14 protein-coding genes are annotated in these 14,703 nt (G+C 59.7%); 6 read left to right on the plus strand and 8 right to left on the minus strand.

Annotated features, from left to right (window positions below; translation table 11 throughout):
* Positions 1-93 precede the first annotated feature (93 nt).
* The 3 genes from JAO29_RS13135 to JAO29_RS13145 all read right to left on the minus strand — a co-directional run bounded on the left by JAO29_RS13135 (position 94) and on the right by JAO29_RS13145 (position 3,247).
* Positions 94-1,089, minus strand: a complete 996-nt coding sequence (locus tag JAO29_RS13135) for a transaldolase (protein ID WP_334268682.1) — start codon at positions 1,087-1,089, stop codon at positions 94-96.
* 116 nt (positions 1,090-1,205) lie between these two features.
* Positions 1,206-2,036 (minus strand): fumarylacetoacetate hydrolase family protein, encoded by an 831-nt coding sequence (locus tag JAO29_RS13140; protein WP_334268683.1) that lies wholly within the window; start codon positions 2,034-2,036, stop codon positions 1,206-1,208.
* Between the two features lie 29 nt (positions 2,037-2,065).
* Complete coding sequence (locus JAO29_RS13145; RefSeq protein ID WP_334268684.1) at positions 2,066-3,247, minus strand: fibronectin type III domain-containing protein; 1,182 nt, start codon at positions 3,245-3,247, stop codon at positions 2,066-2,068.
* A gap of 71 nt (positions 3,248-3,318) precedes the next feature.
* Here JAO29_RS13145 and JAO29_RS13150 point away from each other — a divergent pair, with 71 nt between their 5' ends.
* From JAO29_RS13150 to JAO29_RS13160, 3 genes are all read left to right on the plus strand, one after another.
* Positions 3,319-3,813 carry a GNAT family N-acetyltransferase gene (locus JAO29_RS13150; protein ID WP_334268685.1) on the plus strand — a complete coding sequence of 165 codons (495 nt, stop codon included), beginning with the start codon at positions 3,319-3,321 and terminating at the stop codon, positions 3,811-3,813.
* Between the two features lie 123 nt (positions 3,814-3,936).
* Complete coding sequence (locus JAO29_RS13155) at positions 3,937-4,410, plus strand: DUF4126 family protein (protein WP_334268686.1); 474 nt, start codon at positions 3,937-3,939, stop codon at positions 4,408-4,410.
* A 76-nt stretch (positions 4,411-4,486) separates the two neighbouring features.
* Complete coding sequence (locus JAO29_RS13160) at positions 4,487-5,854, plus strand: glycoside hydrolase family 27 protein (protein WP_334268687.1); 1,368 nt, start codon at positions 4,487-4,489, stop codon at positions 5,852-5,854.
* On the opposite strand, the gene JAO29_RS13165 is transcribed toward JAO29_RS13160, so the two are convergent.
* Positions 5,851-6,636: an NIPSNAP family protein gene (locus JAO29_RS13165; protein WP_334268688.1), complete on the minus strand. Its 786-nt coding sequence runs from the start codon at positions 6,634-6,636 to the stop codon at positions 5,851-5,853. The two genes, JAO29_RS13160 and JAO29_RS13165, sit on opposite strands and share 4 nt — an antisense overlap.
* Positions 6,637-6,716: 80 nt before the next feature.
* On the opposite strand from JAO29_RS13165, the gene ruvB reads away from it, so the two are divergent.
* Together ruvB and JAO29_RS13175 are read left to right on the plus strand one after the other, a co-directional pair.
* Positions 6,717-7,784, plus strand: a complete 1,068-nt coding sequence (ruvB, locus tag JAO29_RS13170) for a Holliday junction branch migration DNA helicase RuvB (RefSeq protein WP_334268689.1) — start codon at positions 6,717-6,719, stop codon at positions 7,782-7,784.
* Between the two features lie 133 nt (positions 7,785-7,917).
* Positions 7,918-9,144: a GGDEF domain-containing protein gene (locus JAO29_RS13175; RefSeq protein WP_334268690.1), complete on the plus strand. Its 1,227-nt coding sequence runs from the start codon at positions 7,918-7,920 to the stop codon at positions 9,142-9,144.
* 104 nt (positions 9,145-9,248) lie between these two features.
* Here the strand turns inward: JAO29_RS13175 and murQ are convergent, their stop codons facing one another.
* Positions 9,249-10,154: an N-acetylmuramic acid 6-phosphate etherase gene (gene murQ, locus JAO29_RS13180; protein WP_334268691.1), complete on the minus strand. Its 906-nt coding sequence runs from the start codon at positions 10,152-10,154 to the stop codon at positions 9,249-9,251.
* Between the two features lie 102 nt (positions 10,155-10,256).
* The gene (locus JAO29_RS13185) at positions 10,257-11,894 is read right to left on the minus strand and encodes a VWA domain-containing protein (protein ID WP_334268692.1); all 1,638 of its coding nucleotides are present in this window, start codon (positions 11,892-11,894) and stop codon (positions 10,257-10,259) included.
* A gap of 166 nt (positions 11,895-12,060) precedes the next feature.
* On the opposite strand from JAO29_RS13185, the gene JAO29_RS13190 reads away from it, so the two are divergent.
* On the plus strand, positions 12,061-13,119 hold the full coding sequence (locus JAO29_RS13190; RefSeq protein ID WP_334268693.1) for a hypothetical protein: 1,059 nt from the start codon (positions 12,061-12,063) through the stop codon (positions 13,117-13,119).
* Between the two features lie 4 nt (positions 13,120-13,123).
* Here JAO29_RS13190 and JAO29_RS13195 read toward each other — a convergent pair whose 3' ends face one another.
* On the minus strand, positions 13,124-14,104 hold the full coding sequence (locus JAO29_RS13195; protein WP_334268694.1) for a zinc-dependent alcohol dehydrogenase family protein: 981 nt from the start codon (positions 14,102-14,104) through the stop codon (positions 13,124-13,126).
* 160 nt (positions 14,105-14,264) lie between these two features.
* A complete protein-coding gene (locus tag JAO29_RS13200; protein WP_334268695.1) occupies positions 14,265-14,600 on the minus strand; it encodes a hypothetical protein in 336 nt (111 codons plus the stop codon).
* Between the last annotated feature and the right edge of the window lie 103 nt (positions 14,601-14,703).

The following is a 14,703-nucleotide window of genomic DNA, read 5'->3' on the forward strand; positions in this document are numbered from 1 at the left end:
TGGTTCTGAAGCGGTGAAGAAAAGGCCGCGTTCGTAAACGCGGCCTTTGTTTAAAGATAAATCAGATCGTTCTTGCTGTAGATAAAAATCTCTTTACCGGCTGACAGCGGGCTCGCTGATCTCAGCGAGACGCTTTGCGAGCGTCGTTTCAAGCTCTTCCAGAGCCTTGGAGAAGCCTTCGATGCCTTCCTTGAGCTTGTCGCTGGCCATACGGTCCGCGGCATGCATCTTGTCGAAGGTTTCCTTGTCGATGGAGATCTTCTCAATTTGCAGGTCCTTCGCCTTCTCGGGATCGAGCTTGCGCTCCAGCGTTCCCTGTTCCGCTTCAAGCTCGCCCAGCAGCTTTGGCGATATGGTCAGCAGGTCGCACCCGGCAAGTTCCTTGATCTCGCCCACGTTGCGGAAGCTGGCGCCCATAACTACCGTCTTGTAACCGAAGTGCTTGTAGTAGTTGTAGATCTTGGTTACGGACTGCACGCCCGGGTCATCGGCGCCGACGTAATCCTTACCGGTGTCTTTCTTGTACCAGTCGAGAATGCGGCCGACGAACGGCGAGATGAGGGTGACCTTGGCCTCAGCCGAGGCGATTGCCTGATGCATACCGAAGAGAAGGGTCATGTTGCAGTGAATTCCTTCCTTCTCGAGGATCTCTGCGGCCTTGATGCCTTCCCACGTCGAAGCGAGCTTGATCAGGACGCGATCGCGCGAGATCCCGGCCTTCTCATACTGCGCAATGATGTCGCGCGCGGTGTCGATAGATTTTTCGGTGTCGTAGGAGAGACGGGCATCAACCTCGGTCGAGACACGACCGGGAACGATGTCAAGAATCTTCCGGCCGAAGGCAACTGCCAGCGACTTGAATGCGAGCGCCGCTACGTCCTTGTCGGATGCGCTGGGGCCGGCATCCTTGCGCGCCTGCTGCAGGACATCGTCCACAATGGACTGGTACTCCGGCATCCCTGCTGCGGCTTGGATGAGTGACGGATTCGTGGTCGAGTCCGTCGGCTTGAACTGTTTGATGGAATTGATGTCGCCGGTATCGGAAACCACGGTCGTCATGCTACGAAGCTGTTCGAGAATTGTCGCCATTTGTGCGCTCCTTCGCTGCTTACTTTGATTTTATCAAGCCTTGGTAAGTTGCGCCGCTTTCCCCGAGCTTATCGAAATGAGTCGCCAGCACTCGTATGTACAAGCAGCGATTAGGGTTACTCTGCTTCAACAAGATTTCGCAAAATCCCCACACCGCTGACCTCCACTTCCACCGTGTCACCGGGCTGCATGGGACCGACTCCGGAGGGAGTTCCGGTGGGGATCAGATCGCCGGGTTCGAGCGTTGTGAAGGCGGTGATGTAGCGGAGCAGAAAGTCGATCGGGAAGATGAGGTCTTTCGTGGAACCTTCCTGTTTCACCACTCCATTCAGGCGTGTTGTCACGGTTACCGGTTCACCATCGAGAGGATCGATCTCGTCGTGTCCCGTAAGTGCGACGACTGGGCCGGCGGGACAGAACGTATCCCAGCCTTTGCCGCGCGTCCACTGACCGTCGGACTTCTGAATATCGCGAGCGGTTACATCGTTCACGATGGTGTAGCCACGGATATATTGGCGCACATCTTCCTCGGGACCGATATTGCGACAGCGTTTGCCGATGACGATTGCGAGCTCGCCCTCATAGTCCACACGCTTCGAAAGAGCTGGCATACGAATTGATTTGCCCGGAGCCAGAAGGGATGACGGAGGTTTGAGGAACAGCAGGGGCTCTTTCGGGACCTCGTTGCCCAACTCGGCAGCGTGCTCGCTGTAGTTGCGGCCTACGCATACGATCTTGGAGGGCGTTACCGGAGAGAGCAACGACAAGCTACCGAGAGGTGCTGCCGCGAAGGCTTCAGTCGATTGGTCCTCAAGAGAGATAAGGCGCGTCGCCAGATCCTCCTCGGGAGCGACCATGGGACGCACAGCCCACAGCTCACCGTCCTGCCGCTCCACAAAAGCATATCGAGCAACACCTGAATGAGAGAGATATTTGCAGTACTTCATCGTCGTTGTCCTTCCTTCAAGTCTTCCCGCTACTGCTGTTGCACCATCTGGGTCGCTTCGTTGGATGGCTGGCTTTCATTGCCATCATTATCGACAGCAGTCACGCGATAGATATAGTTCTCTCCAGCGGTAACGGCGGTATCGGAAAACGCCGGCCCCGCCACGGGTTTGACTGTCAGACGCTTAAAGGTTCCCGTTGTGCCGGAGCGGCGATACACGTTATAGCCTGCGAGATCGTTCTCGTTGTTGGCCTGCCAGGAGAGGTCGACGCCGAGGCTTCCATTGCTGCCTCCGGGGATCGTCGCAAGCCCAGTGGGAGCAGACGGAGGAAACCTGTCGGTCATTGCGAGAGTGACGGGAGCCGAATCCGCGCTCCGGATCTCGAACCTGCTCCCTGCAATCTCGACGACGCGGACGCGCTGCGCCCGGTACTGGTACTTCTGCCCGCGGAGTGCGGTACGGTCGAGCGTTCCCCCGGGATCCGCCACTGGGGGGTCCTCTTTCGCCGTACGAAGTCGAACCTCGTCAGGCTGATCGTCCGCGAGAGCGATGCCGGACTTCTTGCTGGATGACGGTGCCGCAGCAGACGGAATCAGCAGGCGATCCAGTTCGACCAGGGAGGCGGAGTTGACGCGGTTCCACTCGATCCTCGCCCCCTCCCGCGCGGCTGTCGCATGCAGCCCCGCTACTGGTGGGGGAGCCTCTCCCGCAGCAGCCAGTGCTGTGTGGGAGAAGCCGGCGGACCGGCCCTGCTGGTTCAGCAGGCGGACACGGTAGCCGAGTAACTGCACCGGTGCGGCGGTAAGTGCCGCCGGGAGTCGATCCTCGGCCTCCGTCGCGCCCGGCTTGACGGTGAGAGTCAGGACCGTGTCGCAGCCGGGAGCAGAGGAAAGCCCGGCTGGTGATCTGCGGCTCCGGGGAACCGGCGTGACTGGTGGGGGATTCGTCTCGCGGCAGATCTCCGCCCGCAGCGGTGTGGGCAGGCTGGAGCCATCCGTCGTGCGCGAAGGGGTGGTCCACTGCAGATGGACCTCGTCGCCCACGCGCTTAGCCGATAGATCGGTGACCACCTCCGCCAGATGGAGCGAGGGCGGCCGTGGCAGACCGGGACTGGCGCAGGCGGCTATCCAGAGACTGGCACCCGAGGCTGCGAATGCAGCAAGGAGTTGCTGCTTGCTGCCTGATGAGGATCGAAGAGGCGGGAGGCGCATCGGTTTCCAGCCTAGCATCATCCCCCACCGGGTTGAGCGTGTGGCGCTCGCCGCCGTTATAGAGTGGGGAGATGCCCGTTGAAGTGCGTGATGCCTGCTCTAAAGATGCGGATGTGATTGCCGCCATCTATCGCACGTACGTGCTTTCGAGCACCGCCACCATGGAGCTCGATCCACCGGACGCCACAGAGATACTGAGCCGTATGGAAGAGGTACGACGACGTGGTCTTCCTTTCCTGGTGGCAGAAGAGCAGGGGGAGATCGTCGGCTATGGATATGCGACCTCTTTCCGACCAAGGCCCGGGTACCGGTTTACGGTGGAGGATTCTATCTATCTTCGCGCGGACTGTGGTGGTCGCGGCCTGGGCAGGCGTCTGCTGCAGGCCGTGATGGACGCGTGTCGGAAGGCCGGCTGCAAGCAGATGGTTGCCGTGATCGGCGGCGAGAATGTCTCATCCGTGGCCCTTCACAGCGCGCTTGGCTTTGCGGCAGTGGGGGTTCTGCGGGGTGCCGGGTGGAAGTTCGATCAGCCGCAGAACATTACGCTGATGCAGCGCGAGCTTTGAAGGCAGGTGATTGCCGCTCAGAAAAAGACAGCGCGTATGCGCGTGATCTGATAGCCTTTGCGCACTCAGGCACTCTGCGTGAGCTGCCTGCTGAACTTCGTAAACGGAAAGGATGTGAGGCAGATGGTTTTTACAGTCCTGCTGCTCTGCTTTCTAATCGGGTGCGTTGCCGGATTGCGCTCCATGATGGCGCCCGCCATCATCTGCGCTGCGGCATACCTTCACTGGATCCATCTGGACGGAACTCCGCTGTCTTTCATGAACACGATGGTGGCGCTCAGTCTGTTTACGTTACTTGCGATTGGAGAACTGGTCGTAGATAAGCTGCCCAAGACTCCGCCGAGAACAGCGCCGATGGGCCTGATTCCACGGGCTGTCACCGGTGCATTATCCGGTGCTGCGCTGGCTGTAAGCGCCGGCAAGGGATTGGCTATCGGGGCTGTGCTGGGAGCCATAGGTGGTGTTGTGGGCGCATTCGCGGGTTACTACGTTCGTCACGGCCTTGTGACCCACATGGAGGTGCCGGATTTCGTTATCGCGGTGATCGAGGACCTTCTGGCGATCTCCGGCGGCTTGTATGTCGTCTCGCGCATGTAGCAGGATCCTGCCGCTGGAGTCTGTACCGGGGCCTCATCGCGAAGTCATGCCGTCCAACAGATATGGAGGATATCGTTTGCTGAAACAATATGGCCGTGTGGCCGTCATGGTTGCGATGCTGTTGGTCTGTGCGTCTGGAGTCGCTCAGAAGGTTCTGGCTCCGACGCCGCCGATGGGGTGGAACAGCTGGGACTCCTATGGACTGACGATCACCGAGTCGCAGTTTCGAGCGAACGTGGAGGCCCTCGCAAAACGACTCCGGCCCGTTGGCTATCAGTACGCGGTCGTGGATGAGGGATGGTATCTCCTCAATCCGGAGAAGTCGAAGAGCGAGGCCTTCAGCTATCGCATGGATCAGTTTGGCCGGTACGAGCCTGCGATGAACCGCTTTGTCAGCGCGAAAGGCAGCGTGGGTTTCAAGCCGATCAGCGACTACGTGCATTCCAAGGGATTGAAGTTTGGAATTCACATTATCCGTGGAGTCCCTAAAGGAGCGGTCGAGAAGAACACACCCGTCGCGGGCAGCCGATTCCACGCAGCAGATGTCGCGGAGACGAGCGATACCTGCCCATGGAACCCGGACAACTTCGGCGTGCGGGACAACGCGGCCGGACAGGCATGGTACGACTCCCTGATGAAGCAGTACGCCGCATGGGGAGTGGACTATATCAAGGTGGACTGCATCGCCTCCCACCCCTACAAGGGCGATGAGATTCGGATGATTCACCAGGCTATTGTGAAGAGCGGGCGTCCTATCGTTCTGAGTCTATCCCCGGGTCCGGCGCCTCTGGACAAGAACGCGGAGGTCGCGGCGAATGCGCAGCTGTGGCGCATCTCCGACGACGTGTGGGATCGGTGGGAGCGCCCGGAGGGTGAGCACTTTCCACAGGGCATCAAGAACCAGTTCGCCGTCATTGCAAGCTGGGTTCCGTATGTAAAGCCCGGAAACTGGCCCGATGCAGATATGCTCCCCGTGGGTACGCTGGGGCCTGTGCCAGGATGGGGCAAGCCGCGAAAGACGAGGCTGACCGAGGACGAACAGAGAACGCTGATAACACTCTGGGCGATGGCCCGGTCTCCGCTCTTTGTGGGAGCGAATCTGACTGAGCTGGATGACCAGACGACCAGGTTGCTGACGAATCGTGAGGTCATCGCTATGAATCAGCATGGGCACGATCAGCGGCTTCTGTTCCAGCACAACAACCTCGTCGCGTGGACTTCAACGAGCGGCTCCGGCACGCGGTACCTCGCACTGTTCAATGTGGGAGACCGGACGCACAGGGTCATTGAGCCGCTGAGCGAATTCGGAATCAAGACCGTCACCTGCGGATCCCGCGATCTCTGGAAAGGTTCTCCCTGGGAGAAGGTTCGTCAGATCGTCGGGGTGATTCCGGCACACGGGGCTATGCTGCTGGAGCTGAAGGCTGAGCCCGGCGGCCACTAGCGCATGGGGGAAAACGCCAACGGCCTCAGGATGATGTTGCTGATGTTTGCGACGATCTGGGAGTCTTTGAGCTCGGCAGGAGCGCTGATCTTCTTCCACTCCGGGTCGGAGCCGAAGGTCTTCCAGTGCGTCTCTCTTCCCTCCAGATTGTCGAAGGAGAGCATGTAGGTGATGTTTGGCTGGCGCGGACCGACGATGGATTCACCGATGAAGACGGGGCGCATGCCGAGGCGCTGAAAGACCCCGATCTCGCCATTGTTGAACATACCGGCCTTCTTCTGGCGGGCTGCCATGGACTGCGACTGATAGGTGCGCAGCTCAAAGATTCGGGCGGGACGACTGGAGGCGTCGGTCGGCAGAACCGCCTGTGGAAGCACGGCGAGATTGTGGAAGAGACTGCTCTCCATGGTCACAAACGGCATACCGGGACCGGAGCCCACCGTCTGCGATGCCTTGTTGTACTCGGCGTCCGAGCCCAGGTGGCTGAGGACCTCCTGCATGGAGCCGAGCGAGGTGTACTCCGCGATGCTGAAGAGAGTGGGGGTGTCCGGGCCGATCAGCGTGGCGAAGGCCGCGATGGGTCTGGCTCCGGCACGGGTCAGCGCCGGAAAGAGACCGCCTTCCAGGTAATCCGAGACGCGTTTTGCCTGGTCCTCGTCGCTGTTGTGAAGACGCCAGGTTGTGATCTCGAGGAAGCTTCGGTCGGCGCCGGTCGCATGGGCGGAGGAAGAGAGGACTGCGGACATTGCGGCGGCACCTGTGATCATCTGGCGGCGGTTCATTGTGTCTACGGTATATCAACTGTGCATTGACTGTAATGTTCGGTTGCTTCCCCCGTGGCTTCGCCTTACCATCGCCTTCAGTGGACTTTCCGAAGAACAAGTCGAAGATCGATCTCAACCGTGGATCCAAGGAAGACGCGGAACGGCTGGTCTCGGCCGGACGGGTGGATGATGATGTGGCGTTCGAGCTCAAGCTGCGGCCTACGCGTCTGAGGGAATTTATCGGGCAGACAAAAGCGAAGGAGCAGCTGGCGATCGCGCTCGAGGCCGCGAGGTCTCGTGGCGAGGCGCTGGACCACGTGCTGCTCTTCGGACCGCCCGGACTGGGAAAGACCACTCTTGCCACGATTATTGCGAACGAGCTGGGAGTGGGTTTCCAGCAGACCAGCGGACCGGCGTTGCAGATTCAAGGCGATCTGACCGCCATCCTGACCAATGTGCGGGAGAAGCAGGTGCTGTTCCTCGACGAAATCCACAGGCTGCAGCCCGTACTTGAGGAAAAGCTGTACACAGCGCTCGAAGACTACAAACTCGACATCATGATCGGACAGGGTCCGGCGGCGCGCACCCACGTCATGGACATCAAGCCGTTCACGTTTGTGGCAGCGACGACGCGTCCGGGTCTGCTGAGTTCTCCCCTGCGATCGCGATTTGGGATTCTTCTGCGGCTGGAGTTCTATACTGACGACGAGCTTCGATTTGTAGTCGAGCGCTCTGCCGAGGTTCTGGGCGTGCCCATCGACCAGGATGGCGCTGCCGAGATCGCGATGCGCTCACGGGGAACACCGCGTATCGCCAATCGTCTGCTTCGGCGCGTGCGGGACTATGCGCAGGTACGTGCGGCAGGGAAAATTGATCGCGAGACAGCGCAAAGGGCCCTGGAATTGCTCGAGGTGGATGCTCATGGGTTCGATGAGCTGGACAGGCGTCTGCTGCGTACGATCATCGAAAAATATGACGGGGGTCCGGTCGGGTTAAATACCCTGGCAGCCGCTCTGGCTGAAGAACAGGATGCCTTGGAAGAGGTTTATGAACCTTTTTTGATTCAAATTGGCTTTTTAGACAGAACTCCTCGAGGTCGCGTGGCCACCCGGCTCGCTTATGAGCATCTCAATATCGAGATGCCAAGGAAGCTCAGTCTGTTTTAGTCTGCCTCCCGGTTTCATCCGGGACAGAACAGTAACTTTGGTGTCGGCATGAAGGTCAATTTATTTGATTGACCGCTTCGCGGGCGCTACTCTGTGGCCCGATTTGTATTGCGTTGTAATGGGGCCCCAGTTAATGGATTACACAACTTCTTTTGTTTTTTTTCTTGTCTCTCTTGGTCTGTTTACCGTTGCTCTCTTCTCCCTCTCGGTCGTCGATCGTACCGTGGTCGGGGCGCGCTGGCTTGCCGCCTCTACCCTCGTAGATTTTGCGAAGACCTCTCTGCAGGGATTAAACGGCTACGCGCCAAGATTCATTAGTGTCTTTGTTGCGAATGAGCTGAACATCGCTTCCTTCGTCCTGGCCTTTATAGGCCTGCGCTGGTTTGTGGCCCGCACTCCTTTCCGCAACTGGGTGGCTATGGCGCTGGTCGTGGTCGATATGGTGGCGTACGCCGAGATGTTTCACAGAGGTATCTGGCTGTGGTCATTCAGCGTCGCTGCATTGCCCGTGCTTGCCATCACCATGGCACTGACCTGGATGATGGTGCAGCAGACGGACAAGCGCTTCATGATTGCCTCGCGGCTTACGGCGGCTTTTCTCGGAATCTACACCCTTCTGCTGGCGTATCGCTGCGTGTTATCGCTGCACGGTCTGTCGGAGGCCTCGACCTCTGACCCCTGGATGAACCCGCACTGGATGTACTCCATGCTGGGAATCATGCTGATGTCGTACTGCATGCTGCTGATGTATGTGCTCTTCACGGTGGTCGAAATGCACAGCAGCATAGCGCACGCGGCCGGCGTCGATGCTCTGACCGGCACTCTTAATCGCCGGACAATGATGAAGCATGCCGCGCGCGAGATGGCGCGGTGCCAGCGGCGCGAGCGTCCCATCGCAATCATCGCCATGGATCTCGACAACTTCAAGCGAGTCAACGATACCTATGGACATGGCGGCGGCGATGTCGCCCTGTGCGCCTTCGTCGATCTGGTGAAGGAGCAGCTGCGTCCCGAAGATATGATCGCCCGCATGGGGGGCGAGGAGTTTGTCGTCATCCTGCCCGGCATGGATGCCATCGACGCAACCCTGGTGGCAGAGGAGCTGCGTTGCACTTTGGAGCGAATGCGAATTCACTACGATGGCCGCATGATTCAGACGACCACCAGCGCCGGAGTGGCGGAGCTGCAAGACGGCGACTCGCTGGCAGAGATACTCAAACGCGCTGATGCCGCGCTCTACCGCGCAAAGTCGGAAGGCAGAAATCGTGTCGTCACCGATGATTCGATCCCGTATCCGGCAAAACCGGTGCTCGTAGAGCGGTTCGGTGGGCAGCGTCAGCAGAGCGGAAAGACCGCTTGAGACAGTTGCTCTCTCGCTGAGTGGCGGCCCAGCAGATCGCCCGGAAGCCTGGGCCCATGGGCCGTTCCACTCTGTCGTCGGGGGACTCCCGGTCACTTTGCGACTTACGCGAGGGCGCGAGCCAGACTTCCGCCGGAAGCCTTCAGCCGCTCCTCGGCTGCCTCGCGGTTAAGCCCCAGCTTCTGCATGGCAATCGCTGTCTTCACGCTTCCCGCCTCTTCCAGCAGTCTGGCTGAGGTGGCCCTGTCTACTCCAGTGGCCTCGGCGATAATGCGTTGCGCACGATCCACAAGCTTTTCGTTGGTTGGCTGAACGTTGACCATCAGGTTGCCGTAGACGGCGCCGGTGCGAATCATGACTCCGGTCGAAAGCATGTTGAGCACAAGCTTGGTCGCGGTACCAGCCTTCAGACGCGTCGATCCAGTGACGATCTCCGGTCCCGTAACCGGAGCAATCGCAATGTCGGCGATGGCCGCCATCTGCGAATCGGCGACGCAGGTCAGCGAGACAGTCAGCAATCCCATCTGCTTCGACTGCTCCATCGCACCAATCACATAGGGTGTTCGGCCGGAGGCAGCGATGCCGACCAGCGTATCGGGGGAGCCATCCTCCCCAAAGCCGGCAGCCAGTAGATCGGCCGCGCCCTGTTCGCGCGAATCTTCAGATTTTTCGCTCGACTTCCGCAGGGCCGAGTCGCCGCCTGCGATGAGGCCCTGCACCAGCGTCGGCGGCACGGAGAAGGTAGGCGGGCACTCGCTGGCGTCCAGTACACCAAGCCTTCCGCTGGTTCCGGCACCGATATAGAACAGGCGGCCGCCTCTTTCGAATCGTGTGGCGACCTCGTCGACGGCGCGCGCAATCTGCGGCAGTTGGGTCGCGACTGCCTGGGGAACCGTCTGGTCCTCCTGGTTGATCACGGTCAGCATCTCGAGGGTGGAGAGCTGGTCGATATCCGTGGTGCGAGGGTTTCGTGCTTCGGTAGAGAGTGCGGCTAGGTTCAGGTCGTTCATCAAGGACCATGATACGGTCGTTTTCTGCCATTGTGGACTGCTCAGAGCGCCGGCCATGCAGCACGCCGGATCGAGAGAGTCGCCATCAACAGGCAGCCGGTATCAACGCGCAGCTTCTCCAGTGGGTGAGACGGATGTTGTGGTGGACGGCAAAGGCTTGGTCAGATCAATATCAGCGGTTCCGATATGGCCCGTAGCCGCCACCCGGATAACGAAGCGGACGCGGACAGCCTTGGAATCATGCGGCATCCTGTAGTGAATATCGAGAGCCCGTTCCAGCCTGCCTGTCGGAAGAACGTCGCCTGTCGCATTTGCACGGATGATCTTGGCATCACGCTGGAGCTCTTTGTTCTTCTTGTCAAAGGTGGAGGCCATCAGGATGACCTCGGCGCGGCGTGGCTCCGTCGCGGTGGCATAGGTCCATGCCAGTCCTTTCGCCTCTATATGGATATTGAAGCGATCGGGAGACTCCGGGACTCGTTCGACGGAGAGAGGCACACCGTCGTAGACCATGGTGCTGGCATCTGCCAGAAGCAGATCGGCCATCAGGCGTTTTGAGGGATTAGCCGGGGTCAGCCTCTCGGGCCCGTATTGAAGGTAATAGCCTTCGCGCGTGGTCACGGTCAGACCGGGGCGATCGACCGTAACATTGATCCGGCGAAACTTCTTTAGATCTCTGGAGTCGTTGGTCGGTCGATAAGTGAGCGAATAAAAGGCGGCGCCATCGCGAATTGCGGTGCCGATCTCCATATCTACATCGTTGCGGCCATACAGGGCGCGGCCTCCGGTAGCGGTCGCGAGTCTGGCAAACTGGTAGTTCCCGCCGAAGGGGTCTGAAAAAGCTGCTCCGGCACCGTAGGCCGCCGGGTCGATCTGCACCCCTGCCGGATCGATGGTGTAGAGCGTAATGCGAGCGTCACGCAGAGTATTGACGCAGTCCTGGACCGCGGTGTCGATCCGGTTCGCTGTATCCAGTGGAAAGTCTCCCATGCTGAGGTTGGGAAAGCCGCGGCCGATCCAGATCATGTTCTTGTGCCCGGGGTGACCGGCTGTCGCCAGGGCAACACGGCGCAGCGTCAGAAAGGCGGTGGTGTAGCGCTCGCCGATCCACGCATACTGATGCGTCTGCCACGGATAGGCTGCGAGATGATGATTGAGCGCAGTAATCAGGTCATCCTTGCTCTGCGTGTAGTCGTGCAGCACGGTGAAGTTCTGCAGGCTGACAGCGACCAACATGGTGGGGGTAGAGAGTTTGCCCGGCTGGCGCTCAAGAAACTTCTTCAGCGAATAGCGGGCGAAGGCCATGTCTTCGAAGCGGGTGTTGAACTCATCGAGCAGGACGATGTTCACGGGAGCCCCAGGAGCGACCTTGTCGAGCGCGGCGGTCGAATCGATATCGAGTTGAGAAGAGAGTGAGTGCGTTCCAGTGGGCTCGAAGTTCAGAATGGTCTGCGGCTCGTCCGCCTCGGTAACGTGGAAATCATCCTTTTTGAGATCCGTGACAACCTTGCCCCTCGCGTCAGTTACCACCATATCCAGGATGACGATTCGAGAGTTGCGGGTGATGGTGTAGACGCCGTTTGTGTCGCGCGTGGGCTCGACTGCGGTGCCGCTTTGGGTGTTGCTCTCACCTGCCTGTGGAGCAGTGGGTGGTGTCTGCCGGGAACTCGCTGGGCTCTGCGCAATCATCGGAAGCGTGAGTCCGGCCAAGACAAGCACAGCGATGCTGGCGAACCTCATATCTTCCCCCTTACAGATCGAAACCCCGTCGTATCAGTCAAGTTTCGATCCGGGCCATGGTATCGCCGACTTTGTCGGGCCGCCGGATAGTGATTGCATTTGTTTTTGCATCACACGAATGCGCATACTTTCGTATCGACCTCTTAAACAGCGGAAAGACCCACCTATGAAGACCTCACGCTACGTCCTCGCCGCAGCTGCCACCGCCATTGTTTTTTTTCTTGTCTGGGTCCTATGGCCCTCAGGCTCGAAGAAGAGCCAGGCGCCGGCCACAGGCCCGCAGGCAAATCAGGTCGCGGCTCCAGGCGGCAGCCCTGCGGACTCCGCTGTGACGACGGTCTATGCGCATAATCTCGAGCTTCGAAAGGGGCCGCAGTTCCGAATCTATGTCCGGTGGCTTCGCGGAGAGATGGTTCCGACGCGGCCCACCGTGGTGCCTTCCCTGGATGACGAGAACAGCTTTATTCTCCAGATCGATCGCGGCCTCGTCCATGTCAACATCGGCGACATCACCAACTTTCTGAACGCCTCGATGGCTGCGCGCTCGCCGCTCACAAACATGAAGTTGACCGGCGAAGGGCAGCAGATCAAACTCTCCGGAACCATGCATAAGCTTCTGCTTCCGCTGCCGGTCGAGGTTGCCGGGACCGTCTCGCCGACTCCGGACGGAAGGGTTCTGCTGCGAATCGCGAAGATAAACGTGCTGAAGATGCCGGTCAAGGGACTCCTGAGCGGATTGAAGGTCGAGGTCGACGACCTCATCGGGAAGCAGCCGATCGAGGGGGTGGCGGTGAAAGATAACGACATCTACTTCAATACGACCGAGTTGTTGCCGCCACCTCATATCCGCGGGAACATCTCGTCCATCTCGCTGCGGGCTCCGGATGTCGTGGTGACCTATGGGAGTACATCGGCGGAGGACGATAGCGAACTGGCGAAGTGGCACAACTTTCTGCGGCTGCGCGGAGGCTCCGTGAGTTTTGGCAAGCTGATAATGCGCGACGCCGATCTTACCCTGATCGATGCCTCGGGCGATCGGTGGTTCGATCTGGATCTGACGAAGTACCACGAGCAACTCGTAAAGGGTTACAGCAGAATGACTCCGGAGAAGGGCCTGGAGATGTTCCTGCCCGATGTAGGCCAGGCGCTTGCCCCTGGTTCGGTCTCCCTGGACACGCTGCGGGACAAGCGAAACCCGCTCCCCAATCCCCAGACCGTTCAGTAGTCGATCAGGGCAGGATGACGCACGGGCCGTCGGCGGTCTCGTGTTTCACCGCCTGCAATGCCTCATTCGCCTGATCGAGCGGGAAGGTGCGCACGTGCGGACGGATCCCGATCTGCGCTGCAAGGTCGAGGAAGTCGCGTGCGTCCTGCCGCGTCATGTTGGTCACGGAACGGATCTGGCGCTCTCCCCACAGCAGTTTGTCGTAGTCGAACGCGGGCATCTGATCCAGGTGAATCGCATTGATCGCCACCACGCCACCCTTGCGCAGACTGGCGAGTGCCGAGACGACAACCTCGCCGGAGGGAGCAAATGTGACAGCGCGATCCAGGGGGACGGGTGGCCTATCGTTCTCCGTGCCGATCCAGAATGCCCCCAGCGACGCGGCCTGCGCCCGATGCTGCTCGCCACGGGTGGAGACGTAGACCTCGCATCCCCAGTGGCGAAGCACCTGGATGGCGAGCGAGGCGGAGGCTCCAAAGCCGAACAGGCCCACGCGTTCGCCGGGCTGGGTGCCTGCCACGCGCAGGCTGCGGAAGCCAATAATTCCGGCGCAGAGCAGCGGGGCGAGCAGTTGGGGTTCGATGGCAGAGGGTAGAGAGAAGGCAAAATCAGACCGCACGAGGGCAAATTCCGCGTAACCGCCATCCACGGTATAGCCGGTTAGCGTGGGTGAATCGCAGAGGTTCTCCTCCCCCCGTTTGCAGAACGGACAGGTCAGGTCAGCCCCTCCGATCCAGGAGACTCCAGCCCGGGAGCCGAGCGGAAGCTCCGGGGTGGCTCCGTCGATGACCTCGCCGACGATCTGGTGGCCGGGGATGAGAGGGTCGCGGACGGTAGGAAGGTCGTGTTCGAAGATGTGGAGGTCAGTTCGGCAGACCCCGCAGGCCAGGACGCGTAGCAGGGTGTATCCGGGGGTGACCTGGGGACGAGGAACTTCCTCGATCGAGAGAGAGGAGGCGGAGGCACGAAGGACGGCAGCTTTCATATCAGAGTCACTCAAGGGAACCGCCACTTCTGTTTGCACTCCAAGACTCGATGAGAGATGAAAGAATCTGCAAGCGCGAGGCAAAAAGAAGAGGGTCCCGCGACGGGACCCTCTTCTTTGAATCGCTCACCGAGCGAGTTCTCGTTCGCGCTCCGGGCAATTACATGCCGGAGTTGTCGTGCTGGAGCTGGGCCTGGTACCCCTTCTCAAAGCTGTCGCGATAGGAGTCGCGGGCTGCACCTTTGACGGGGGGATTCTTGTAAAGATGAGACGATTTGGCGTCGATCTTGCGCTTGGCTGCCTTGTCCAGCTTGGCTGCTTCGATACCGTCGCGGAAACCCTGCTGCGCCTGCTCGGTACCGGCAGGTGGTGTATTCCAGTCCTGGATCTGCGACTGGGGGTTCTGCTGCTGGGAGTTCTGGGCATGCGCAAAAAACGGGGCGCCGCTCATAAGGACCACTGCCATCAGTGGTGTTGCAATGCGGTTAAGCTTCATGTATCCCTCACGGCCAGGAGCCCTGTACAAGAAGGGTCCTAAGAGGCACGCCGTGGTACCTCTTTAGTCAGGCCGCCCTATAAGATACGCCAGACTCTGGAGG

It is taken from the genome of Edaphobacter sp. HDX4, from assembly GCF_036877565.1.
Taxonomy (GTDB): Bacteria; Acidobacteriota; Terriglobia; order Terriglobales; family Acidobacteriaceae; genus Edaphobacter.

What these genes read in the sequence shown, in the direction of transcription:
- JAO29_RS13135 (WP_334268682.1), bottom strand. Translation starts at nt 1,089, where the DNA reads ATGGCGACAATTCTCGAACAGCTTCGTAGCATGACGACCGTGGTTTCC.
- JAO29_RS13140 (WP_334268683.1), bottom strand. Translation starts at nt 2,036, where the DNA reads ATGAAGTACTGCAAATATCTCTCTCATTCAGGTGTTGCTCGATATGCT.
- JAO29_RS13145 (WP_334268684.1), bottom strand. Translation starts at nt 3,247, where the DNA reads ATGCGCCTCCCGCCTCTTCGATCCTCATCAGGCAGCAAGCAGCAACTC.
- JAO29_RS13150 (WP_334268685.1), top strand. Translation starts at nt 3,319, where the DNA reads ATGCCCGTTGAAGTGCGTGATGCCTGCTCTAAAGATGCGGATGTGATT.
- JAO29_RS13155 (WP_334268686.1), top strand. Translation starts at nt 3,937, where the DNA reads ATGGTTTTTACAGTCCTGCTGCTCTGCTTTCTAATCGGGTGCGTTGCC.
- JAO29_RS13165 (WP_334268688.1), bottom strand. Translation starts at nt 6,636, where the DNA reads ATGAACCGCCGCCAGATGATCACAGGTGCCGCCGCAATGTCCGCAGTC.
- JAO29_RS13175 (WP_334268690.1), top strand. Translation starts at nt 7,918, where the DNA reads ATGGATTACACAACTTCTTTTGTTTTTTTTCTTGTCTCTCTTGGTCTG.
- murQ (WP_334268691.1), bottom strand. Translation starts at nt 10,154, where the DNA reads ATGAACGACCTGAACCTAGCCGCACTCTCTACCGAAGCACGAAACCCT.
- JAO29_RS13185 (WP_334268692.1), bottom strand. Translation starts at nt 11,894, where the DNA reads ATGAGGTTCGCCAGCATCGCTGTGCTTGTCTTGGCCGGACTCACGCTT.
- JAO29_RS13190 (WP_334268693.1), top strand. Translation starts at nt 12,061, where the DNA reads ATGAAGACCTCACGCTACGTCCTCGCCGCAGCTGCCACCGCCATTGTT.
- JAO29_RS13195 (WP_334268694.1), bottom strand. Translation starts at nt 14,104, where the DNA reads ATGAAAGCTGCCGTCCTTCGTGCCTCCGCCTCCTCTCTCTCGATCGAG.
- JAO29_RS13200 (WP_334268695.1), bottom strand. Translation starts at nt 14,600, where the DNA reads ATGAAGCTTAACCGCATTGCAACACCACTGATGGCAGTGGTCCTTATG.